This window comes from Agarivorans sp. Alg241-V36 (assembly GCF_900537085.1).
GTDB lineage: Bacteria > Pseudomonadota > Gammaproteobacteria > Enterobacterales > Celerinatantimonadaceae > Agarivorans.
In genome coordinates this window covers 18,190-42,035 of record NZ_UNRE01000008.1, presented here as the reverse complement: position 1 = coordinate 42,035, position 23,846 = coordinate 18,190, and the positions used below count along the sequence as shown (strand labels likewise).

Genomic DNA, 23,846 nt, shown 5'->3' with positions numbered 1-23,846 from the left:
CTTATGCGTTAGTGGGTTTTATTCCATAGAACAAAGCATATAACACTGGAACAATAACTAAGGTCAATACAGTCGCGAAGCCCAAACCAAACATAATGGTTACCGCCATAGAGCCAAAGAAGGCATCAAATACTAACGGCATCATACCAAGAATGGTGGTTAGGGCAGCCATACTTACTGGCCTCACTCGACTAATGGCGCTGTCTACCACTGCTTGGTATTGATCCTTGCCTGAATGCGTCTCAATATTGATTTGATCCATCAATACAATGCCGTTTTTAAGCACCATACCGCTTAAGCTCAATACACCAAGCAAAGCCGTAAAGCTAAATGCTGAGTTGGTTGCTAGCAAACCAACTGCTACACCAATTACCGCTAAAGGCACTGTGAGCCAAATAACGATGGGTTGGCGAATCGAGTTAAACAGGAACACGGTAATGATGAACATAAACAGATAGCCCATAGGTAGCGAACTAAACAGTGCTTCTTGTGCATCGTTGGAAGATTCGTACTCCCCGCCCCACTCTAGTGAGTAGCCAACAGGCAAAGGAATAGCTTCTACTTGCGGGCGTAAACGCGAAAATAGACTCGCGGCTGTTTCGTCACCTAGTATGTCGTGGTCTGCCAGTACGGTTAACGTACGTTTGCGGTCTTGACGTTGGATAAGAGGTTCAACCCAATCTAAGCTGATGTCATCCACTACTTGTTGAATAGGTACATAGGTTTGCAGCGCTGGGCTCCAAAGCTTGAGGTTTTGCACCGTAGAAAAATCGACCCGTTCATCTTCAGGCAAACGCACTACAATCGGCAGCATTTCTGTGCCATCTCTAAACAAGCCAATTGCACTGCCGCCAAAGGCCATTTGTAAGGTATCTGCTAAGTCTTGTTTTGATATGCCTAAACGACGGGCTTGAGACTCATTAAACTGCGGCAACAAATCTTTGGTTCGCTCACGCCAATCATGGCGAATGTTTCGAGCACCTGAGTCAGCATTAAAGATATCTTCAACTTGTGTGGCTATATCGCGCAGTACCTGAGGGTCGGAGCCAATGATTCTTGCTTCAATCTTAGATGCGGGTGAAGGTCCAATCTCCATTAAGCGAAATTGAAAGCTCACTTGTCTAAAGGCGTCACGTAAGTCGGTGTCTAATACACGCATCAAATCGAGCATTTGTTCACGATCATTAACCCTTACTTGCAACTGGGCAAAGGCTTGATAGCTTTTTTCTGGGCTGTAGGTAAGACTAAATCGCTGTAGACCTTGGCCTGTTGTAGAGGTAACAAACTCTACTTGTTCCTTGTCTAACAAGAAGTCTTCTACTTTTTGCACTTGCTTGTAGGTGTCACGAATGTCGGTGCCCTCAGGCATCCACATGTCTACATAAAACATTGGCGTATTTGAAGGTGGGAAGAATGAGTTTTTCACTAAACTAAAGCCGTAAAATGCTCCCGCCAACATCATAACCATCACTACCACTGTTAGCATTCTAAAACGCAAACAGAACTTAAGTAGTTTGCCAAATACTACAAACAGTAGCCCTTTGTATGGGTCATCGTTGCTTTGTTGTTTTTCACTGCTTTTTGAAGACAACAACAAGTCAGCCAAAAATGGCGTAAGTGTAATAGCGGTAATCCAACTCAAGAATAGTGAGAAACAAAGCACCCAAAACAATGAGCCCATGAACTCACCGGTAGCATCGGGCGAAAGACCAATTGGTGCGAAAGCCACAATCGCAATCACTGTTGCGCCAAGTAATGGCCACTTAGTTTGCTCTACAATGTCTTTAGCAGCTTCAACTTTGCTTCTACCGCGTTGCATACCAACTAAAATGCCTTCAACCACAACGATCGCGTTGTCTACTAACATACCCAAGGCAATAATCAGTGCACCTAGCGAGATCCGCTGCAACTCGATATCGTAGATACTCATCAAGATGAAGGTGCCCATCACGGTTAGCAGCAGCACTGCACCAATAATCACTCCACTGCGCAAACCCATGGTAAACAACAGCACCACAATTACGATACCCACCGCTTCGGCTAAACTAAGCACAAAACCGTTTACCGATTGCTCAACTTCTTTGGCTTGGTTATAGAGGGTGTGGATTTGGATACCGGCAGGTTTAATGTTTTCCAGCTCTGCTAAACGAGCATCAACCGCCTCGCCTACCTTAACCACATTCACCCCAGAGGAGAACGAGATACCTAAGTTAAGAGCCGGCTCACCATTGTAGTTAAGCAAGTTTCCAGGCACTTCTTGAACATCACGAGTCACCGTAGCGACATCTTTTAAACGAATAAGGTTACCTGTATCGCGCCCATGAATAATAAGGTTCTCGAAGGTCTCGATAGAATTGAGTTCACCGGTTGGTCGTAGCTTAAGTTGTTGAGAATTAACCGTTACTTCACCAGCACTGATCACAGCATTTTGTTGCGCCAGTAAACCCGCTACGGTATTCATGTCTAAGTTAAGCGCGGCTACACGCTTAAGCGACATTTCCACAAACAACTGTTCTTGTTGATCACCGGCTAAACTAATTTTACCCACGCCATCAACCACTTCTAACTCACGGGTTAAATAGTCAACGTAGCGTTTAAGTTCAACGTAAGAATAGTTTTCACCAGTGACCATGAGCATTACGCCATACACATCGCCAAAGTCATCCATCACCTGTACAGGGTTTACACCCGGTGGTAGCGATGGTTCTAAGTCGTTTACTTTTCTACGTAACTCATCCCAAATTTGTGGCAGCTCATCTGGGCCATAGTCCATCTTCATGCTTACCATAATCTGCGATAAACCTGCTGATGAGGTAGACGTTACTTTATCCAAATAAGGTAGTTGGCGAATCGCCTTTTCCAAAGGATAAGTCACTTCTTCTTCTACTTCTGTCGAAGTAGCGCCAGGGTAAGAAGTAATTACCATGGCATCTTTTACGGTAAACGCTGGGTCTTCTAAGCGACCAAGATCAGCAAAAGATACTACGCCACCAATCGCCAGAATGACCAAAAACATCCAGCTTATAACTTTATTTTTAATTGAGTACTCAGCAATGGTCACACTTATTGCTCCTGCGAATTAGTAGTAACAGACAGTCCATTTCGAAGCTTGGCTAAGCTAGAAACAATAATTTGATCACCTTGGCTTAAACCTTCACTCACCAATACACCGTCGGTATGGATTTGAGCGACTTGCACTTCAACCTTTTGCGCTAAACCTTCGATAACTTTCCACACGTAAAACTGTTGATTGCTATTGCCTGCCTCTAAAGCTGTCATTGGCAATAAGTATCCACTGCGTCCCACTAAGCCCGCAGCCTCTAAATCAACAAACATAGTTACAGAGGTACCAGGTAGAATGGCTGGCTCAACTTGCGGCATGCTCATCCATACTTCAAAGGCCTGAGTTTCTGGATTAGGCTCAGAGGTATGTTCTAAAAAGGTGATGGGATAAAGGGTATCGTTACCTGCGTATTTAGCCTTTGGCTGGTAAGTGTAATTACGCTCGGTTGGGTCGATTTGAGCCAACAAATTATCAGGCAACTGCAGACGCACATACACCAAGTGATCCTGATAGATTGAAACCGCAGTTTCTCCAGGCGTGACATTCTCGAAAGATTGTTTTGGCACTTCTGCAATTAAGCCTTCAAACGGAGCACGCAGTTGGCTGTATTTAAGCTGCGCTTTAGCCAGTTGATAATCTACCCCAGCAAGCTGGAAATTTGCTTTAAGTACATCGTACTCTTCTTGGGATAACAAACTTTTACCTACCAAGCCTTCGGCTCGGTTTAACTGGCGCTCAGCAAGTCTAAACGAGGCTTGCGCGTCATCGACTTGTTGCTTCAATTTTCTATTATCTAACTCTGCCAACAACTGGCCTTTTTGCACATGCTGGCCGGGCTTGATAGACATGTTAGTGAGCTCACCGGCAATCCGAAAAGACAGAGGCGTTAGTTCAGCGGGCTCTACTCGCGCGTTAAATTCGCGCTCTGGCTGCGCTGCCGAATCAGTAATACTAATAGTGAGCACAGACAACGTAGGTTTACTTACGGTTTCTGCAGGTTCACTACAAGCGGTAAGTAAAGAAGTAAGTGTTAAAGCAAGTAAAGTATGAGTTTTAAACAACATCTTAGATACCTCCTTCACGTTGCCAAGGTCGAATAATTTGGCCTGCGCTTAAGGATTTAGCTCCAGCGGCAACTATGCTATCACCTGCTTCTAAGCCACTAATTACCAGCCCTTGTTGATTAAGTTGAACATCCACAGCTTCTATTCGCATGGTTTCTGGAACAACTCGCCACACTTGAGCTTGTTGTTCATTGATTAGAATAAATGCCCCTTTAGGCAAGGCTAAACCGTTATCTGCCTCAGATTCATTACGCACATAAACCGCGCCAGACATACCAGGAAGAATGTTTAGATGCTCTGGCCTAACAATGGTTAAAGTAACGGTATAGCTGTTGGTATCGGGATCAGGTTGCGTTGAGATTTCTTTAAAACGAGCAGGCAGCTCTACACCCTTAAAGTTACCGAGAGTGACCCAAAGTTTTGCTTCTCGTAACTCTGCTAAATTCAAACGCTCAGTAATGGTTACTGGCAAATTAAATACCAGATCTAGCTGCTCATTGCCCAACAAACTTAATACCGGCTGCTTGGCGCCAGCAAATTGATATTGCTTAGCGTAGGTAAGCGAAACCACACCAGAAAACGGTGCTAATAACTTGGTATAGGCTAAATCGGTAACTGCTTGATCTAAATTAGCTTGTGCTTCGGTAAAAGCGGTTAGCACTTGGTCATAGTTATCTTCAGAAATGAGTTTCTTAGCAAACAACTGTTCAGAACGTTTCTTACGCGCTTTTTCTAGCTCGAACTGCGCTTTACGGGCATTAACAGCCAATTGAAAATCATGGGGGTCAAGCGCTGCTAACAAATCACCTTTTTTAACAAACTGCCCCATTCTCACGTTCACTTGCTGAATTTCACCCGACACTTGAAAGGCTAATTGAGCGCGGCTCGTCGCCTGAACCTGCGCAACAAAGTTGTAGTCTACTGCGTTAAAGGTCTCAGGCACTTCTAGCAATTTCACCGGTTTTACTATTTCCTTAACCGGCTCTGAGTGGGCTGGTTCGCAGGCTTGCAAAAACAGCATTAGCACGCCTACAACACTAAGGCGCTGCCAAACAGCCATGTTTGTTAAATTTGTTCTCATCAATTGCTCCAGTTGAACAAACAGTCATCTATACTTTCCAGGCGGAAAGTATATTGATCACTTAGCTGTCGATCAAGCTTTACTTTCCACATGGAAAGTATATTTATGATAGACTAGCGACTCGTTCAGTAAGTACTGTGAATTAGAGTGAAGTAATTATAGAAGATGACTGAAAAACGCACCGGACGTAAAAGCGCCAAAGTAGCAGAAGAAACCCGCACCAATATTTTGATAGCTGCTGCAGATCTTTTTGCCAGTAAAGGCTATGCCGTTGTATCACTGCGCGCAATTAGTGAACAAGCTGGCGTGTCTCATACCCTTATCCGTCACCACTTTGGTTCTAAGCTACAGATTTGGCAGCACATTTGTGACTGTATGCACCAGCAGTTCCTAGACTATGTAAATTTGCTGGTTGCCGAGCAAGAACAAGGTTTGTCTTGTCGCCATCAGTTATTCGATTTACTGATTAAGATTTTGGCTGCACTTCAAGTTGACCCTCAACCGGTTCGTTTGCTTAACGATGCGGTGAACAATGAACAAGAATTGTTTGAGTATTTCTTAGAAGAGGATGACCAAGTGCGAAAAATTCTCGAGGACCTGGTCATCGAATGTCATAAACAAGGTTATGTGAAACACTTCAATATTGGTGAGCTTAAATGGTTGCTCACAATTTTTGCTACTTCGTCTTCTACTCTGGCTCCACTGCTTGCAAAACCTTATCCAGGCGAAAATTATGAGTTTTGCCAGCTAAAAAGCTGGCAAATGTTTAGCCGCTTATTAGCTAGCCAATTAGAAATTGAAGAGAAAGACATCCCTAATCCGGAGAGACTAAGTGATTTGGTCATTGATGGGTCACCTTGCCCATTTAAAGCCAAGCGACAAGCCTTAGAATCCACTTAGTATTACTGGTTTTAATCTGGAAAGATGACCTTATTCCACTCAGGAATAGGCGTATTGTAAGGGTTTAAACGCCAAGGCCTTGCCTTAGTTTTTTGTTCTATGATCTTGCAGTACAAACTAAGGTGATGGGTTTTGTATCCTTTTGCAAACTTAAAGTTCTCTTGTTTGTCGTCAATCTCCATCCAAACAATATCAGGCCCTGCAGAAAGCTGACAGCGTATTGGCCTATCAGTATTCGACGTTACCGTGGCCTTTAATTCTTCGCCTTCAAAATGAGTAGTCAGATTCCCAGGATAAGCCAGTGCGCAACTTGGCCATAACAATATGGCCAAAGCAGCAAAAACTGGATAAACCTTATAGGTCATTTACTTACTTCGCTTTTTGAGCCAAGACACCAAACGGTTATTCGCCGCCCTAATTTCGCCTAAGGTTTTCTCATGAGCAGCAAAGTTTGTGGACTTAGGCACTGCAACCCGTTGCGAAGAATAAATACCTGTATGACCACTAAAGTAATAAGCCACAAAACAAGCTACAGCAAAATACAGTAGGTGATCTGAACCAAACAACTCAACGCCCATAATGGTACATGCCAAAGGTGTATTAGTTGCTGCCGCAAATACCGCTATAAAACCAATGGCTGCAAATAAATCTACCGGAGCCCCCATTATCCAGGCCAAGGTATTTCCTAAAGTTGCGCCTATAAAGAACAAGGGGGTTACTTCGCCACCTTTGAAACCAGCGGCAAGGGTAATTGCAGTAAGCAGCAGTTTTAGCATCCAGCTGTACCACTCTGCTCCGCCCTCTTCAAAGGCGCTTATAATACTTACCCCGCCTTCTCGATAACTGTTCACCCCAAGGCCAATATAATCTTGATTGCCGATGAGGCTAACAATGCCAATCACAATTAGGCCGCCGATGATTGCAATCAAATAGGGATTCTTAAATACATGCTTAAAGATATCTTTAAGTACAAATACTGTTTCGCCAAACAGATAACCGGTAATACCGAAAGCAATAGCTGCAATAAGCACTTTACCTAGCATTAGCAAATCAACATGTACAACATGTTCAAACAACATCACATGTTCTAGAAAATCGATTTTGTACTGAGTGTGTGGTGTCCCCCAAGCGGTACAAACCACATCCGCTAAAATGGCGGCAAATAAAGCGGGAATGACTGAGTCAAAACGAATGCGGCCTACAGCTAACACCTCAATAGCAAAAATAGTGGCAGCTAAGGGCGTACTAAACAGTGCCGAAAATCCGGCGGCTACACCAGCACTAAGCAGTATTTGATAATCTCTACCACTTAGCTTGAATAGCTTTCCATAAGCTGCACTGCACGCACCACCAATTTGCACTGCAGTGCCCTCGCGCCCGGCAGAGCCACCAAACAAATGTGTGACAACCGTAGATATAAGCACTAATGGCGCCATACGCGCTGGTATGCCTGCTCCCGGTTGATGAATCTCATCAATAATCAGGTTATTACCCGATTCTGAGTTTTTGCCAAAGCGGCGATAAATAAACACCACCACTACCCCGGCCAGCGGTAGAAAGTACAATAGGTAGGGGTTGTCGGCTCGAGTATGGCTCGCGTAATCAAGCAAGTACAAAAACAAAGCATTTAAGGACCCAACGACCAGAGCCAAGGGGATCAACAGCAACAACCACCTTAGTAAGATGAATAGCGAACTTGGGGTATTGGGAAGTGGGTGCGGCATTTTATTTCCTATAAAATGTTGTTACTTAAGCAAATTGGGATGCGAGGCTAACACAAAACATTGCTTTTAATCATGACCTTAGATAACAACATAGCTAAGCTGCAAGCGCTTGTATAGCTTTTAAATAACAAAAAGCAGTGCAAGGTGTGCACTGCTTTAACAAACTAAGCGCAAAGCTTTTTTAACTTACGCCAAAGATTTGAACAACCGACAGAACAGCTGCATGCCTTCATCAATAATCTCATTTTCAATTGTTAATGCTGGTAGAAAACGAATGACATTGCCATAGAAGCCACAAGCTAATAACACCAAACCGTAATCTGCTGCCCTGGCGATTAGAGCTTGAGTTAACTGGGTATTAGGACTGTTTGGGTCACCGTTTTCGATTAGCTCTATAGCAATCATCGCGCCTGAAATTCGAATATCGGCGATGATCTCTGGAAACTCCCGTTGTAAAGACTCTAGATATTCTCCGAATTGCTGGCCAATGTGATTAGCGCGAGCCACTAAATCTTGCTCTTCAATCACCTTTAATACTGCTAAAGCAGCACTACATGCCACCGGTGAACCACCGTAGGTTCCACCCAATCCACCCGGTAGTGGCGCGTCCATAATAGAAGCTTTGCCCACCACCGCGGATAAGGGAAATCCGCCAGCAATACCTTTAGCCATAGTTATTAAATCAGGCTCAACATCGGCGTATTCACAGTTAAACATCTTACCGGTTCTGCCAAATCCAGTTTGAATCTCATCCATAATTAGCACAATACCGTGCTGATCACAGAGCGCCCTAAGCGCTTGTAAAAACTCTTTAGGCGCGGGATAAAAACCGCCTTCGCCTTGAATGGGCTCAACAATGATGGCAGCAACATCTTCAACAGAGATGTCAACTTTAAAAATATTTTTCAGTGCTTGTAGGCTTTGCTCTGTGCTGATGCCATGAGCCTTCATGGGAAACGGAGCATGATAAATATCCCCAGCAAAAGGGCCAAATTGATGCTTATAAGGCGTTATCTTTCCAGTTAAAGCCATTGTGAGATTGGTTCTTCCGTGAAAGCCACCATTAAACGCAATAACGCCGCGACGACCTGTTGATGCGCGAGCGATCTTTACGGCATTTTCTACTGCTTCTGCACCTGTTGTAACAAACATGGCCTTTTTGTCACTGTTACCAGGCGCAAGCGCTACCAACTTTTCAGCCAGCTCCACAGCGCTTTCATAGGGGTTAATCATCACACAGGTATGGCTAAACTTGTCTAACTGCTGCTTTACAGCTGCAACCACCTTTGGATGGCTATGGCCGGTATTACACACCGCAATGCCGGTGGCAAAATCGATATAACGCTTACCCTCTACATCCCATAATTCTGCATTAAGTGCGCGTTCTACATAAACCGGATATACATTGCCTTGGCCGCGCGCTATAACGCTTTGTTTTCTTTCTTGAAGTTGCTGGTTATTCATCGCTGTCTCCTTTATCTAGCTGTTAACGCCGCCCATGCATAAATACTTAATTTCAGTGTAATCATCTAAACCATAGTGCGAGCCTTCACGACCATTACCTGATTGTTTAATCCCGCCAAATGGCGCTGCAGCGTTAGAAATAATTCCTTCGTTTATCCCTACCATGCCGTACTCTAGTGCTTCGCCAACTCGCCATACTCGACCAATATCACGAGTATAAAAATACGCTGCTAAGCCATATTCTGTATCATTGGCTAGCTCTATCGCCTGCTGCTCATCTTCAAACATGATAAGTGGCGCAACTGGACCAAATATTTCATTTTTGGCGATCGGCATATCATTGCTAACGTCAGTCATAATGGTGGGCTGATAGAACTGATTCCCAGCCTCATGAGCTTGTCCACCGCACAATACTTTGGCTCCAGCATCTAAAGATTGAGTTACCAGCTGATGCACTGCGTCTTTTGCCTGTTCACTGATCATCGGCCCTATGTCAATGTTTGCCTGCATGCCATCGCCAACCTTTAGCTTTCTTAACGCGTCGGCAAGCTTCTCAGAAAACTGTTGATAGACGCCCTTTTGCACTAGAAATCTATTGGCACAAACACAGGTTTGCCCAGCGTTGCGGTATTTTGAAGCGATAGCGCCCTGCACTGCCGCGTCAATATCAGCATCATCAAATACTATAAAGGGCGCGTTTCCACCCAACTCCATTGATACTTTTTTAACCGTAGAAGCACATTGGGCAATCAGTTGTTTACCGACAGCGGTTGAACCAGTAAAAGTAAATTTCGCTACATCTGCGCTTTGTGTAAGCACTTTGCCCATGCCTTTAGCATCTTCGCCAACCACTACATTAAACACACCTGGCGGAATACCAGCTTCGTCTGCTAATTGTGCTAAGGCCAGTGCAGATACAGGTGTAAGTTGAGCAGGTCTCACCACAAAGCAACAGCCGGCAGCTAAAGCTGCAGCAGCTTTACGTGCAATCATTGCGTTAGGAAAGTTCCAAGGAGTAACAGCTGCGACTACGCCAACTGGCTGTTTTACTACAATTATCCTTTTATCGCCTGCTGGGGCTGGTATTACATCTCCGTAACAGCGCTTGCCTTCTTCAGCAAACCAATCTAAAAACGCAGCGCCGTAGCCGATTTCGCCTTTTGCTTCAGCAAAGGGCTTGCCCTGCTCTTGAGTAAGAATACTTGCGAGATCATCTTGGTGCTGCATAACAAGTTGATACCAAGTGCGCATTAAACTGCCTCGCTCGTTAGCAGACTTAGCAGCCCAAGCTTTGTGCGCGGCTTTAGCGGCTTGAATGGCTTGCTCTACGCCTAACGATCCGCAGTCTTCTACCTCAAGCAAACACTGTTGATTAGCTGGATTAAATATCGGAAAGCGCTGATTTGAAGAGCGCCAGCCACCGTTTATGTACGATTGAGTTTTAACCAAACTAGAGTATTGGATAGCTTCCATAGTTGCTCTATTCCTTTAGCCGCATAATTATGTTCATTGAATACCAATCTAAAACGATGTTAAATATCAAACAATAAAACTTTAGTTTGGTGTTATTAAAACAATGTTAGACCCATTATCAGGAAAACAACTCAGCGAATATGACTTAAGACTGTTAAGGGTATTTAAGGCAGTTGTTGAACATGGCGGTTTTGCTGCTGCAGAGCACAGTTTGGGGATCACGCGCTCAACCATTAGCGTGCATATGTCTAGCCTAGAAAGCAGAATGAACATTAAACTGTGTGTTAGAGGAAGAAGCGGGTTTGCTCTTACTGAGCGTGGCCAAACAGTATATCAAGCTTGTTTACAGCTATTTTCATCAATTCAAGAGTTCGCTTCGCTGGTGGATAATTTAGGCAAACCGCTCACAGGTGAACTTGTTATCCTCTATTCCGATCTGCTTGATCACAAAAGCATAGCCAACATCGGCAAGGCTGTGGCCAGTATAAAGCAGCAAGCACCAAAGCTATGCATCTCTTTAAACATGGAATCTGTGGCTAATATTGAGTCTGCCTTGATCAACAACCAAGCCCACGTAGGATTTTACCCGGCCTATCGAAACATCGATGGTCTTGTTAGTGAAGTGGTATTTAGTGAGTCTATTTATTTGTGCGCTGGCAAGTCATCACCCCTGTATGACATTGACGAGCAACTAATGGACACCGATCTTTTAGCAAAACATGCGGCTGTTCATCCGGGAATCGAGCTCAACCCCAAAGGCCGTTCGCAGCTTCAGCAATTGAATTTTGGTGCAAAGGGGTACCAGTTTGATAGCCGTATAGCGCTAATTCTATCAGGCGCTTATATTGGCTACTTGCCCATAAGCGAAGCAAAACCTTATATCGAGCAGAGGCTAGTGCGATTACTTAAGCCTGAGCAATATAGCTACCCCTTCGAGCTGAGTTTAGTGCACAAAATTAATCCCAATGAAAAGCAAAAGGTTTTACTAGCCATGGAGGCTTTACAAGCTGAGTTTTGCACCCACTAAGAGTTAGCCAGAGCCACAAACCAAACTGTCCAGCTTAGGCTTAGCACTAAGCTAGCCAAGCTTGCGACAAACCAAATCCATTTGATGCTTGCGTTAGTTTGGCGCAAAGCCGTGAACAAATTAAACAGTGGAAATAAGGGCGAAGCTAAAAGCATTAACGGTGGCAGTACCTTTCCCATATTTGGGCCAAAGCTCACAATCATCAAGCCGCAAACAAAACCAGATAACAACAGAAACATTAGCATTGGTTTACGAACTCTTTGAAAACGAGTTGCAGCATAAATTAAGTATGCATAGCTAGGAATGAGCAAATACGGCAAATAAAGTATCTGCTCAAAGACCAAGATTTTTGTTGGGAACAAGTGCCATAGATTCATAGTTACAGACTAGCAAAAAGAGCTTTCCTAAACTAAGAAAAAAAGCTCAGTTATAAAAAGACATTCAGATACTTAGCTTGCCTGTTTATTCTGCATAGTTGCAATGATTGCTTCATCGGTAGGCAGCATGGCTGTTTTAGACATCACTCCAAGTTGCACGATGCTATCATCAGCAGACTCAAACACAATTCCCTGTTGTGCTGAAACACAATTACCGGCTACGGCTAATATTGCCGACTTAACCGCGCTGCTGGCACCCGTTGATACCTTCATTGCACAGCCGGCTTTAGCACCATCACAAAATACGCCGGAAACGTCACCAACCATAGAGTTTATCGCCCGGTGAATCGCCGCGAGATCCCCTTCCATCAACCAGGTTAAAGCTGCACTCGCGCCCATTGCTGCTGTTGTTGCTGCGCATAGCGCTGACAATTTGTTTTGCTTAGACTTTACATAAATGGCGATTAAATGACTGAGCATTAGCGCACGCACAAAGGTGTCATTGTCTAAATCTTTTATTTCTGCATAAGCAACCACAGGCATGGTCGCTGCAATCCCTTGATTACCGCTGCCCGAATTACTCATTGCGGCTTGCAGCGCACCACCCATTCGAGCATCTGATGCTGCAGCACCTAGTCGCATCGAACGGTTGATAAGATCATCGGACAGCAGCCCTTGTTTAACCTGCGCTTGCAAGCTAGCCCCAAGAGCTAAGCCATAGTCTCCAGTTAAACCGGTTTCTGCTAGGGCTCTGTTTAAACTAGCAGCTCTTTTAATAAACTCGATTTGACTAACCGGCACCTGCTCAACGAAGTCTACAATTCTGTCTATCGATAATTCTAGGTGATGAGTTTCAGACGCAGGAGCACATTGCACAGCATCGGCTTGCTCTACCACTTCTCCGTTCTTAACAATGTATTCAAAACGAGTGTGAGATTTCGCGATACATACTTCAACTTTATCTTGATTACGGCTGGCATTAACCACGGTGTGCAGAACGTCATCATTACTCACCATTGATACACTAACCTTGCGCTGACTAAGCATCTGCTTCGCTAGGTTTAAAGCATCCTCAGAGATTGTCGCAAGTACTTCTAAACCTTTGCTTGCATCGCCAGCACTTGCCCCAACAGCTGCTGCAATAGGCAAACCGGCTTTACCGGTACCGGGAACAAATACCCCCATACCATTTTTATACAGATTAGGGGTTACTTTCACTTGAATTGAATCAGGTAAACCACCCAATAATTCAGCAGCTTTGGCGCTCGCCAAGGCAACGGTCACCGGTTCGGTGCAACCTAGCGCTGGTACAACTTCTGACTGAACTAAATCTATATATTGTTGCCACTGTTCCATGGTCTATCTCTGCTGTTTGCGATAGATTTAGTGTACAAATAAGCGATTGGAAAAATTTGGCGTATTTTTTTTAGACTGGCTGGAAACGGAATGTGTTTTCTAACTTTTTTGGATTTGGTAGAAAATCATTCTTAAAAAAGGATGTGGAGGAATAAGGTGGCTCTAAAGCCACCTTTCGGGTTTACCAATCTATGCCTTGACGAGCCTTAATACCTGACTCAAATGCGTGCTTAACATTTTTCACCTCGGAAATGGTATCTGCAATATCCATTACTTTGCGGTGACAAGCACGGCCAGTAACCACCACGCTCTGCTCAGCTGGTCGCTGTTGAATGGCTGCAACTACTTCTTCAACATCAAGATAGTCATAGCTAAGCATGTAAGTGATTTCGTCTAACAACACCAAATAGATTGATGGATCGGCTAACCACTGTTTACACTTTTGCCAAACTTCTTGTGCCGCTTGGGTATCAAGCTCTCGGTTTTGTGTTTCCCATGTGAATCCAGTAGCCATAGTGGCAAACTCTACACCGCTGTTCTGCAACAAGTTGCGCTCACCACACTCCCAGCCGCCTTTAATAAACTGTGCAACGGTTGCTTTATAACCATGGCCGGTAGCGCGTGCTACGTTACCGAAACCGGCTGTAGATTTACCTTTTCCGTTACCGGTAATCACTAACAACAAACCTTTCTCGATTTGTGAATCTTCTACCTTTGCATCAACACTAGCTTTCAACTTTTCCTGACGCTGTTGATGCTTTTCTTGATCTTTACTCATCCCTGCTCTTCATTGTTATCAGTTTGTTTGCAAGTTTAGCTCGAGCTAAACCTAATAAACCAGTACTGTTTCTCTAGAATCGCGATAAACCTTTGGGTATAGTGCTTTCACTATAAAAAATGGAAGCCTTTATGCTTAAAGATAACCCTCTATTAGCTCAGTTGAAGCAGCAAATTAGAGAGACTATTCCAACTGTTGAAGGGGTAGTTAAAGCTACCGAAAAAAACTTCGGTTTCCTTCAAACTGACAACAAAAAAAGCTACTTCATTGCTCCACCAATGATGAAAAAGCTTATCCATGGTGACCGCATTAGCGCGGCTATTCGTGAAAACAATGGCAAAGAAGCTGCTGAGCCAGAAACCCTGGTAGAACCGGCCTTAGAGACTTTTGTGGCACGGGTTAAATTTGTTGATAAACGAACTAAACTGCAAGTTGATCACCCACTAATTAATCAGCTTTTGAGCGCTAAAGTTATAAAAGACAGCGGCTTCTCTATTAAGCAAGGTGATTGGGTGTTAGCTCGCTTGGTTAAGCACGCGCTTAAAGAGCAATACTTTCAGGCTGAAATCATCGAGTTTATTGCTGAGAGCGACGATAACTTCGCTCGCTGGAAAGCCACAACTAAAAAGCATCAGCTAGCTTGGGACCAACCCGAACTCACTGAAGACTTAGCTATTATCGACCAGCAAATAACTCGCCGCGATCTAAGTGACGAGCTGCTCTTCACCATTGATGGTGAAAACACCAAAGATATGGATGATGCCGTTTCTATTTCTCGAGAAGCTGATCATTGGACACTAAAAGTTGCTATCGCCGACCCTAGCGCTTACATAAACAGTGATAGTGAGCTTGAAAAAGCGGCAAAACAACGTGCATTTACCTTGTATTTGCCTGCTCGCACTGTACCGATGATGCCGAGCAAACTCGCAAATGAACATTGCTCACTAGTAGCAAACCAAGTGCGCCCTGCTCTAGTTTGTGAAATGAAAATAGGGTTTGATGGCGAACTACAAAACAATGCTGAGTTTTACCTAGCAACAGTGCAATCAAAACATCGACTTAGCTACAATCAAGTCTCAGACTTCATTGAACAGAAGTCTGATGACCTAAACTCTGATGAAGAACTCACTAAAGCTTTAAAAGAGCTTCACTTGTTTAGTGAACAGCGTAATCAATGGCGAGCAGAAAATACCTCAGTGTTTGGAGACCAAGCTGATTACGAATTTGTATTAGACAACAAAGGCCAGGTCATCGACATTCTGCGCCAATCGCGCCGCAGCGCAAACCGAATGATCGAAGAAGCTATGGTTGCAGCCAATATTTGTGGCGGCCGCTTCTTAGACGAAAAACTTAGCTTTGGTGTATTTGCCTGCCACTCCGGTTTCAAAGAAGAAAAACTGGATGGGCTAGTAGAGCTACTGGCTAAATTTGAGATGCAAGTTGAACGCGAAAAACTTAGCGATCTCGATTACTTTTGCCAGCTAAGAAGAGACATTGCCGCTACTGGTAACAAGTGTCTAGACCAACTAGTAAAACGCCATTTCAACTTTGGAGTTTACAGTGACAAATGTCTCCCGCACTTTGGCTTAGGTGAAGCAAAGTATGCCACTTGGACTTCGCCGATTCGTAAATACAGTGATTTATTAAATCACCGTCTTATTAAGTCAGTAATAAATGGGCAGACGCCTGATTCCCCATTATCCGAAGAATTGTCTGAGCACCTTAGTGACAATCGTAAAAAGCAAAAGTTTGCCGAACGTGAAATGGCGAATTACCTGTATTGTGAATACTTTGCAGAACAAGACCCAAATACTTGCTTAAGTGCAGAGATCAGTAATGTAAATCGCGGTGGCTTAAACATTCGTTTACTAAATAGCGGTGCTTCTGCATTTGTGCCTAAAACTAAACTGGCAGGCAAAGATGAGGAACTCACCATAGATAGTGAATTGGGTAGCTTGGCAACCAAAGACATACGCTACAGTGTAGGTGATACCATCTCGGTTAAGATAATCGAAGTGAAAAAGTTACAACAATCAATAGTTGCTGCACCTTGCTAAACACTTTGCTTTCGCAATAAAAAAGCCAGCGATTAGCTGGCTTTTTCATATCTATAACAAGGCTAGCTTAGCTAGGATTACGAATTTCTAGGTAATCAATCGCTATTTCTGCTGCTTCAGTTAAGAAGGCGTCGTCTAAATCAATATCTTTAGGTGCATCTTCTAAATCCTTAACTGGTTCTTCGCCCAAGCGAGTTAAGCGTTCGTTAAGGCGAGCCAACTGCTTTTGTTCTTTATCGTCACGCTGTGAGATTCGAGCTTTCTCATTAAGACTTACTGATTTCATATCTTTGTCTTTACGGTAATCAGCAATATCGCTAATGATATATTGAAACTCTGGATCATTTGCTATGCGAGCTTGGTGCTTCTTATCAAGGGCTTCAATATAAGGGCTAACATCTCCAAGTAACTTGTAGTTAGCGGCTTTAATTTTGTCCCAAGGTAAGGCGTTATCTTCAACACTCTCACCCGTTTCTTCAGGTAATAAGGCTGAAGGATAAGAAATGTCTGGAATCACACCGCGGTGCTGAGTGCTGCCACCGTTAATTCGATAGAACTTAGCAATGGTGTACTGCACGTGGCCTAGCTCATTTTCGTATAAATCGTAAATTCGACCTAAACCTCGGTGCTGTTGCACGGTACCTTTACCGTAACTCTGCTCACCTATAACAATCGCTCTGCCATAGTCTTGTAAGGCAGCGGCAAAAATCTCTGACGCAGAAGCACTGTAACGGTCAATTAAGATAACCATTGGACCACTGTAAGTTACCGAATTACTGGTATCGTTATTTACAGTAATGCGCCCTAGCTGATCACGCACTTGTACCACCGGACCTTGCGGAATGAACAGACCAGTTAACGCAGTGGCTTCTGTAAGCGCGCCACCACCATTGCCGCGTAAATCTACGATCAAAGAACTGATATTTTCTTCATCAAGTTTACGAAGTTCTTTACTGGCATCTTCACTTAAATTCACATAGAAACTAGGAACGTTGAGCACCCCTACTTTCTTGTCTTCTATTTCAAGTACTTCACTTTTGGCTGCACGGTCTTCTAGGCGAACTTTATCGCGGATAATATCTACGATCTTAGTTTTACCATCCACTTTACCGCCAGACGCAAGAATCTCTAGCCTTACAGTGGTGCCTTTAGGCCCCTTAATAAGGTCAACAACATCATCTAAGCGCCAGCCAATAATATCGACAATTTCATCTTCGCCTTGGGCAACACCAACAATTTTGTCTTCTGGACCTAATTGATTACTTAGTGCGGCTGGGCCACCAGGAACCAAACTACGAATTACCGTGTATTCGTCTTCACCTTGAAGTACAGCACCAATCCCTTCTAAAGAAAGGTTCATTTCCATTTTGAAACGTTCTGCTGTACGAGGTGAAAGGTAACTAGTATGTGGTTCAATAGCGCGTGAATAAGCGTTCATGGCAGTTTGGAAAACATCTTCGCTACCAGTTTGAACTAAGCGTTTAATCGCACTGTTATAACGTTTAGCTAAAACTTCAACTATCTTGTCGTGTTCACGACCAGCGAGTTTTAAGTTAAGCGCATCGTATTTAACTTTTAGGCGCCAAAGCTCTTTAATCTCAGTTTGCGTTTTTGGCCAATCAGCTTCACTACGGTCGAATTGAAAATCCTCGTTTTTAGTAAAGTCCATTGGCTCGTCGAGTACCTGCAAGGAGTAAACTAATTGCTGATAGCGACGTTTAAGCGACAGGTCGAACATTGAATAAAGCGGTTCTAACCGTCCGGCTGGAATGTCTTGATCCAAGCTGTAGCGGTAACGTTCAAACCTTAGGAAATCTTCTTCCAGAAACAAGCTACGGTTGTAGTCGAGCTGTTGAATAAATTTATCGAAGATTTCACTGGAGAGTTCGTCATCAAAGGCGACACTGCGGTAATGAGAGCGGGTATATAATGCGCTAATACGTTTTGCAGCGGTAGCATGTTGGCTTTGCTGGCTTAAAGTGGGTAGCGCATCTTGTCCTAATGTAGGCGTTTGAGCCAACAACAGAGTTGAGTAACTAAGCGTTAAAAAAAATAGCCACGGACGGCTCAAATATTTCATAGGCACCTATCTCACTACTAAATCAATTATGCAACGATATGTTCTGCTTTAACTTTAACTAACATACCGCTTTTAAGTGTAACAGCAATGCCATCTTTTGTTACTTCTGAGATCTGACCCGGCATTGGTGTTTTTCCAACCAATACACGAACTTCCTTCCCTGCAACTAAATCTTTACTGTCGATTTTTTCAATCGGCTTCTGCTCTGCTGCTGGTTTGCTATCACTAGTTTTAGGTTTACTAGTACGCTTAAAGTCAGCTTTTGGTTTACGCGCAGCAGCTTTGTTTTTATCAGCTTTTTCAGCTTGAGCCTTTTTGTTAGCAAAGGCTTTATCTTTGCTTTCTTTTAAGGTTTTTTGTGCATGTTCTACATGCTCTTGTTCGATCTCTGCACCTTCAACGCCGTCTAAGTCAACGCGTTTAGAGCCAACTTTTACGCCATGAAGATAGCGCCAGCTAGAGGTGTATTGACGCAGAGCTGAACGCAATACGGTGTTACTTACTTTTTCGTCTTCTTTTAGACGTTCAGCTAAGTCCTGAAAAATACCAATTTTAAGTGGCTTGGCTTCACCTTCTGTAGAAAAACAGTTTGGGAATTGTGTCGCCAAATATTGAATGACTTCTTTGCTATTTTTCAGTTTGTTAGTTTGTTCCATGATGACCTTTCTTATACATCTTTACTGGTACAGCGACAGGGCTGATTTCGGCTATTATAGTGAGCGTATATTGAAAAGCCATTAAAAATGCACATCACTTAGTTTATTTTCCAAGACCTTAACCAAATACTCGATGCCAATTTGATCGCTTGAATCAAAACGATTAAGACGTGGACTATCAATATCAATCACACCGAACAGCTCATTATTAAGGTACAAGGGAACCACAATCTCAGATTCGCTGGCACTGTCACAAGCAATATGCCCAGGAAAGTCATGTACGTTTTCAACTCGTAAAGTTTGCTGCTGCTCATAGGCTGAACCACAAACGCCTTTACCAACCTGTATGGTTGTACAAGCTGGCTTCCCTTGAAACGGCCCTAGAAATAACTGACTTTTTGATTGGTTTGCGAGATAGCAGCCTACCCAGTTAATCTCTTCTAGCTCAAGCCACATAAGTGCCGAAAAGTTCGCTAAATTAGATATATAAGGTAAGTCTTTGTCTAATATGGCTTCTAGTTGTTTAGCTAATGTTAGATAACGAGAAGATACATCAAGCACTCTGTTACTCCTCGTCTTGGATCATCGTTGCATCAAACTCTTGGCCTTTAAGCACTTGCTGCAATGCATTGCGTTGTGATGAAAGATAAAAACCTAGGTTTTCAGCTTGTTGCTCGTTCATCTTAGGCTCTGCATGTTTTATCATTAATGTAAGCTGATCAGCTACGTCTAACATTTTATCGTAATTGTCGGCTTCTTTTTTTGAACTAAAAGTCATTTTCTCTACACCGTTACGTTCGACGACATATTTGATAATTACAGCCACCGCTGCCTCCATTTACTGTTTTTATATACAGGATAGTATGCATCATTCACTTTTAAACTACTAGTGACAAATTTTTACAGCATAGTTGGTGTGACTTAGCTAATATATACTCTATGAAATCTTGTGAGTTATCAAAGCTATCCATCTGCCCAAGTTGTGATTTGCTGGTCGACACCCAGGCTCACTGTAGAGCCGGAAATGTACTCATTTGCCCACGCTGCAAACATACTCTGGCACGCGGGCGTAGGGCTCGTTTCTCTAGTCAATTTGCCTTAGCGCTAACTTGTTTAATAATGGTGACTCTAGCAAATACCTACCCCTTGTTAAGTTTCACCTTTCTTGGGATCCCTAGTTCCGCCAATATCTTGCGCGGTACCGTTTTATTATTAGAAAACGGCTATTACCTTGTAGGCTTTAGCGTGGTGTTAGCCAGTTTTATTGCGCCTATCCTGCTGTTTAGCTTGATTTGCTATACCTCTTTGTCCTTAAGCAAGGGTTGGAAAGCGCCCTTTCTCGCGACAGCCTTGCACTTTCAAGATGACCTGATTCACTGGAGTATGATTGAAGTCTACATCGTTAGCTTTTTAGTCGCTTTGGTAAAACTGGTTGAGTATGCTGATATTGACTTAGGTTATGGGCTTTGGTGTATTTGTATTACCTTACTGCTTTCTACTCGCTTAATTCAGCGGATTGAACCCGCTGAATATTGGGAGCGTTATGTACACATCCGCTAAGCAGGTAGGCTTAAAACAATGCAGGCATTGCAAATTATCGATGCCCGAGGAGCAAAGCCACTGTCCGCGCTGCCATATGCGAGTGCATTCAAGAACACCGCAAAGCCTGCAAAAATGTTGGGCTTTTATCATTGCCGCTACCGTAGGCCTGTTCCCTGCCAACCTAATGCCAATTACCGTATTAAGTACTCGCGGAGCGCCTCAATATGAAACCATTATGTCTGGGGTAATTAGCCTAATCAAAGATGACATGGTGGGTATTGCCATTGTGGTGTTTGTTGCCAGTATTGTGGTCCCGGTAATGAAGTTAGTAGGTTTAATAGTTATCTTATTGAGCCTGCAATTCAAACTGAACCTTAATAATCGACAACGGATTGTTATTTATAGAATAATTGACATTATTGGCAAGTGGTCAATGCTCGATCTGTTTGTGCTTTCGATCATGATTGCAGTATTTGAACGCAATAATTTGGTGGGCGTAGAAGCAGGCCCTGGCGCCACTGCATTTGGCGCAGTAGTTTTATTAACGCTTTTTGCAGCAAAATCATTCGATACAAGACTAATTTGGGATAAACAACTTGAACGCTAGTAAACCGGAACTTAAAAAAGAGAAGGTAATCTCCCCTATTTGGCTATTGCCGATCTTGGCTGTGCTATTAGGTGCTTGGTTGTTGTTTAAAGCATGGTCTGAAGCCGGCGTTAAAATAAACATTGAATTTGATAGTGCAAAAGGTATTACCGCCGGACAAACCCAGCTGTTTTATCAAGGCTTAGATATCGGCGTAGTGAAAACTGTTGAACTTACTCCCAAACTAGATGGTGTGATTGTTGTTGCCGAAGTGAAACGAGAAGCAGAACAGCTGCTAAAGGAAGATAGTCAATTTTGGCTGGTTACGCCCAAAGCCTCGATTACTGAAATTAGCGGCTTAGACGCCCTCGTATCTGGTAACTATATTGAGTTAAATCCGGGCAAAGGGAAATCGGCGGATAGATTTGTAGCGTTAAATGAACCACCCAATATCATTAGAGGTAACGGCCTAAATGTTCGTCTCACTTCAAGTGACTTAGGCTCTCTCAATATTGGCTCACCTGTTTATTTTAAAAAAATAACTGTGGGTGAAGTTCAGCGCTATCAACTAAATGACCAACACCAAGTTGAATTCGACATTCAAATTAAGCCTCAATTCGCCCACTTGGTTAAAATAGATACCCGGTTTTGGAATGTAAGTGGCTTCGAAGCTGATATTTCCCTCGATGGAATGCAAATATCTAGCGAAAGTCTGGCTAGCGTTATTTCTGGAGGGGTGAGTTTTGACAGCCCGCTTCAATCTGCTAAGGCTGACAAAGGCCAAAACTTTACCCTATATAACAACCTAAAAGATTCTCAGCGAGGCAAAGCGATACAAATTACCATGCAACAACAGCATGGCTTGGTCGCAGACCGCAGCAAACTCATCTACCGAGGTGCGGTAATCGGATTTGTGAATGACATTCAAAATACCGGAAGTCACGATCACTTTTTAGCCAAAGCGTTAGTCGAACCTAAATATGAAGATCTATTTAACGATACCACTCAATTAGTTCTAATAAGGCCCGAAATAGGACTAAATGGGGTTAAAAATCTAGGTGCGTTAATCGGCGCTAAACAAATAGAAGTGATTGCAGAACAAGGTGAGCTTCAAACAGAGTTTACGCTTACCACATCGCCTAAGCCTCCCCTTGGAAGCAAAGCTATAAGCTTTACCAGCGACAATGTAAAAGGCTTGAGCACTAATAGCCCCATCGTATACAGTGGGCTCACCATTGGTAGGTTAACGGAAATAAACTTAGTTGATAGAAGCTTTGAGTTAACAGCATTCATCAACCCTGAATACAGCAAATTACTTACTCAAGGTAGTCGTTTTTACAATCAAAGTCCCTTAGCACTAGAAGCAGATTTAAACGGTATAAGTGTTGAAAGCAGTGGGCTTAGCGGCTTTATTAGTTCACCAATCATTTTGATGCCCGGACATAGCAATAAACAAAGTAGTCAAACTCAGTATGCCCTACATCAAAATAAACAAGCGGCCTTATTATCTAAATCTAAGGTCGAAAAACCGTTAACACTTCGTTTGAATACCCAGTATTTAGGCTCTTTAGCAGAAGGTGCGCCAGTTCTATTTAGACGAGTACCCGTGGGTGAAGTTGAACATTACACATTATTAAAAGATGGCAGTATTGACCTTAGACTAAACATTCATGGCAATTACCGGCACTTGGTTACTGACAATAGTCGCTTCTGGCATGCCTCGGGTCTTGAGATAAAAGCCAGTTTTGAGGGCTTATCAGTAAACAGTGAATCGCTAAAGTCTTTGGTTATGGGCGGCATTAGTTTTGATCATTTTGAAGACTTAGCGAAAGAAAGTGTTCGAACCATTCATAAATCCAAAGAAGATGCGACTAAGCGTCATCTTGCTATTCAGCTGTCTACAAGTGATAGTCACGGCCTGTACAAAAATATGCCGATTAAATATAAAGGCCAACAAATTGGTAAGGTTACAGGTTTAAGTTTTAATGATGACCTATCAACGCTACAAGCTGATGCCGAATTAGACTTCCCTTACTATCGAAACTTCGCCCGAAGCGGCAGTTTATATTGGCAAGAAACGGCGTCAATTAGTTTATCGGAAGTTAAAAACTTAGATACCTTAGTAAGAGGTGACTTTATTAACGCCCTGCCCGGTAAAGGGAAACCCGCACAACAATTCTCTTTACAAAAACAGCCTCCTAATACTGACACTAAAGCTTTGCATATTTGGTTAAGTAGCAGTCACTTTGGTTCTCTAAAAGTGGGCAGCCCGGTACTCTATAAACAATATCCTGTGGGTTACGTAGACGATGCCCAACTGGCCATGGACGGTTCGAAAATTATGGCTCGCTTGAATATTGATTCAGCCTATCGCCACTTAGTACGTGAAAATAGTGTGTTTTGGAACGCCTCTGGCGTTGATGTAAAACTAGGCCTAGGTGGAGCAAATATCCGGCTTGATTCAATGGAAACGCTATTAACCGGAGGAATTGCTTTTGCAACTCCCGACGAAGAGCCGCTTGCCAAGCCGGCTAAGGATCAAGATAAGTTCGATCTGCAAGCCATTTACGATGGAAAATGGTTACAATGGAGCCCTTCCATTGAGCCATAGAACACC

At 43.3% G+C, this 23,846-nt stretch carries 20 protein-coding genes; 6 read left to right on the top strand and 14 right to left on the bottom strand.

Translation table 11 applies throughout. The features are described 5' to 3' along the window. Position 1: 1 nt before the first annotated feature. Genes G6R11_RS17585 through G6R11_RS17575 form a run of 3 tightly spaced genes read right to left on the bottom strand, consistent with a single transcriptional unit; the run spans position 2 to position 5,209 of the window. Positions 2 to 3,061, bottom strand: a complete 3,060-nt coding sequence (locus tag G6R11_RS17585) for an efflux RND transporter permease subunit (protein ID WP_163134382.1) — start codon at positions 3,059 to 3,061, stop codon at positions 2 to 4. A gap of 2 nt (positions 3,062 to 3,063) precedes the next feature. Continuing rightward, entirely contained in the window at positions 3,064 to 4,128 is a 1,065-nt protein-coding gene (locus tag G6R11_RS17580; protein ID WP_163134381.1) for an efflux RND transporter periplasmic adaptor subunit, read from the bottom strand. Position 4,129: 1 nt separating this feature from the next. Beyond that, on the bottom strand, positions 4,130 to 5,209 hold the full coding sequence (locus tag G6R11_RS17575) for an efflux RND transporter periplasmic adaptor subunit (RefSeq protein WP_163134380.1): 1,080 nt from the start codon (positions 5,207 to 5,209) through the stop codon (positions 4,130 to 4,132). Positions 5,210 to 5,374: 165 nt separating this feature from the next. Between G6R11_RS17575 and G6R11_RS17570 the strand changes: the two genes are divergently transcribed. Next, positions 5,375 to 6,109 carry a TetR/AcrR family transcriptional regulator gene (locus G6R11_RS17570; RefSeq protein ID WP_163134379.1) on the top strand — a complete coding sequence of 245 codons (735 nt, stop codon included), beginning with the start codon at positions 5,375 to 5,377 and terminating at the stop codon, positions 6,107 to 6,109. Positions 6,110 to 6,120: 11 nt separating this feature from the next. Here the strand turns inward: G6R11_RS17570 and G6R11_RS17565 are convergent, their stop codons facing one another. The 4 genes from G6R11_RS17565 to G6R11_RS17550 form a co-directional block, all read right to left on the bottom strand. After that, entirely contained in the window at positions 6,121 to 6,474 is a 354-nt protein-coding gene (locus G6R11_RS17565; protein ID WP_163134378.1) for a hypothetical protein, read from the bottom strand. After that, positions 6,475 to 7,833, bottom strand: coding sequence for a voltage-gated chloride channel family protein (locus G6R11_RS17560; RefSeq protein ID WP_163134377.1), 1,359 nt, complete (start codon positions 7,831 to 7,833; stop codon positions 6,475 to 6,477). It abuts the gene before it with no gap. A 186-nt stretch (positions 7,834 to 8,019) separates the two neighbouring features. Beyond that, on the bottom strand, positions 8,020 to 9,297 hold the full coding sequence (gene gabT / locus G6R11_RS17555; RefSeq protein WP_163134376.1) for a 4-aminobutyrate--2-oxoglutarate transaminase: 1,278 nt from the start codon (positions 9,295 to 9,297) through the stop codon (positions 8,020 to 8,022). Between the two features lie 15 nt (positions 9,298 to 9,312). Beyond that, positions 9,313 to 10,770, bottom strand: a complete 1,458-nt coding sequence (locus G6R11_RS17550) for an NAD-dependent succinate-semialdehyde dehydrogenase (RefSeq protein ID WP_163134375.1) — start codon at positions 10,768 to 10,770, stop codon at positions 9,313 to 9,315. Between the two features lie 103 nt (positions 10,771 to 10,873). Between G6R11_RS17550 and G6R11_RS17545 the strand changes: the two genes are divergently transcribed. Then, on the top strand, positions 10,874 to 11,797 hold the full coding sequence (locus tag G6R11_RS17545; protein ID WP_163134374.1) for a LysR family transcriptional regulator: 924 nt from the start codon (positions 10,874 to 10,876) through the stop codon (positions 11,795 to 11,797). Here G6R11_RS17545 and G6R11_RS17540 read toward each other — a convergent pair. From G6R11_RS17540 to cobO, 3 genes are all read right to left on the bottom strand, one after another. After that, positions 11,794 to 12,042, bottom strand: a complete 249-nt coding sequence (locus tag G6R11_RS17540; RefSeq protein ID WP_163134373.1) for a hypothetical protein — start codon at positions 12,040 to 12,042, stop codon at positions 11,794 to 11,796. The genes G6R11_RS17545 and G6R11_RS17540 overlap by 4 nt on opposite strands. Positions 12,043 to 12,246: 204 nt before the next feature. Beyond that, on the bottom strand, positions 12,247 to 13,530 hold the full coding sequence (locus G6R11_RS17535; protein WP_163134372.1) for a serine dehydratase subunit alpha family protein: 1,284 nt from the start codon (positions 13,528 to 13,530) through the stop codon (positions 12,247 to 12,249). A 181-nt stretch (positions 13,531 to 13,711) separates the two neighbouring features. After that, the gene (gene cobO / locus G6R11_RS17530; protein WP_163134371.1) at positions 13,712 to 14,308 is read right to left on the bottom strand and encodes a cob(I)yrinic acid a,c-diamide adenosyltransferase; all 597 of its coding nucleotides are present in this window, start codon (positions 14,306 to 14,308) and stop codon (positions 13,712 to 13,714) included. Positions 14,309 to 14,439: 131 nt separating this feature from the next. Between cobO and G6R11_RS17525 the strand changes: the two genes are divergently transcribed. Next, entirely contained in the window at positions 14,440 to 16,365 is a 1,926-nt protein-coding gene (locus tag G6R11_RS17525; protein ID WP_163134370.1) for an exoribonuclease II, read from the top strand. Between the two features lie 67 nt (positions 16,366 to 16,432). Here G6R11_RS17525 and prc read toward each other — a convergent pair whose 3' ends face one another. From prc to G6R11_RS17505, 4 genes are all read right to left on the bottom strand, one after another. Further along, complete coding sequence (gene prc / locus G6R11_RS17520) at positions 16,433 to 18,445, bottom strand: carboxy terminal-processing peptidase (RefSeq protein WP_163134369.1); 2,013 nt, start codon at positions 18,443 to 18,445, stop codon at positions 16,433 to 16,435. A gap of 26 nt (positions 18,446 to 18,471) precedes the next feature. Further along, positions 18,472 to 19,101, bottom strand: a complete 630-nt coding sequence (gene proQ / locus G6R11_RS17515) for an RNA chaperone ProQ (protein ID WP_163134368.1) — start codon at positions 19,099 to 19,101, stop codon at positions 18,472 to 18,474. An 81-nt stretch (positions 19,102 to 19,182) separates the two neighbouring features. Next, positions 19,183 to 19,662, bottom strand: coding sequence for a GAF domain-containing protein (locus G6R11_RS17510; protein ID WP_163134367.1), 480 nt, complete (start codon positions 19,660 to 19,662; stop codon positions 19,183 to 19,185). A gap of 4 nt (positions 19,663 to 19,666) precedes the next feature. Then, positions 19,667 to 19,927 (bottom strand): YebG family protein, encoded by a 261-nt coding sequence (locus tag G6R11_RS17505; protein ID WP_163134366.1) that lies wholly within the window; start codon positions 19,925 to 19,927, stop codon positions 19,667 to 19,669. A gap of 293 nt (positions 19,928 to 20,220) precedes the next feature. Between G6R11_RS17505 and G6R11_RS17500 the strand changes: the two genes are divergently transcribed. The 3 genes from G6R11_RS17500 to G6R11_RS17490 are packed head-to-tail and all read left to right on the top strand — an operon-like array spanning position 20,221 to position 23,840. Then, positions 20,221 to 20,661: a paraquat-inducible protein A gene (locus G6R11_RS17500; protein WP_040307540.1), complete on the top strand. Its 441-nt coding sequence runs from the start codon at positions 20,221 to 20,223 to the stop codon at positions 20,659 to 20,661. Next, on the top strand, positions 20,645 to 21,250 hold the full coding sequence (locus G6R11_RS17495) for a paraquat-inducible protein A (RefSeq protein ID WP_163134365.1): 606 nt from the start codon (positions 20,645 to 20,647) through the stop codon (positions 21,248 to 21,250). The genes G6R11_RS17500 and G6R11_RS17495 overlap by 17 nt, the downstream gene beginning before the upstream one ends. Beyond that, a complete protein-coding gene (locus G6R11_RS17490; RefSeq protein WP_163134364.1) occupies positions 21,240 to 23,840 on the top strand; it encodes an MlaD family protein in 2,601 nt (866 codons plus the stop codon). The genes G6R11_RS17495 and G6R11_RS17490 overlap by 11 nt, the downstream gene beginning before the upstream one ends. Positions 23,841 to 23,846 lie beyond the last annotated feature (6 nt).